The sequence below is a fragment of the Streptomyces sp. P17 genome, from assembly GCF_032436805.1.
GTDB lineage: Bacteria > Actinomycetota > Actinomycetes > Streptomycetales > Streptomycetaceae > Streptomyces.
In genome coordinates this window covers 1-322 of record NZ_JAVRBF010000529.1, presented here as the reverse complement: position 1 = coordinate 322, position 322 = coordinate 1, and the positions used below count along the sequence as shown (strand labels likewise).

The following is a 322-nucleotide window of genomic DNA, read 5'->3' as shown; positions in this document are numbered from 1 at the left end:
GAAGGTAATCCGTAGAGCTTCGGTGATGTTGTCGGAATCAACACCTTCAGGTTCTGGCAAATCGTAGAATTCATCCTCTACACAGTTCCAGAACTCTATGTAATCTCCAAATGCCCCTTTTTGCTCTTCAGTAAGATCAGCAACGGTAACCTCTATCTCGATTATTGGCGCATCTGCCGTTTTTTCGGCCTCGCCAGTCGCGGGAGGAGGTGTGTCATCATCTCCTACAGTCTCGGTGTCATCTATAGCCGTGTCTGAACTTGGGGTGTAGTAGCCCCTAAAAAAGTCGTGCTCGTCGATGGGTGGCTGCCGATTGAGGCGG

General features: G+C 50.0%; 1 pseudogene. It reads right to left on the bottom strand.

The features are described from left to right. A pseudogene (locus RMT89_RS41980) lies at nt 1–322 on the bottom strand (ATP-dependent endonuclease); the annotation flags it as partial.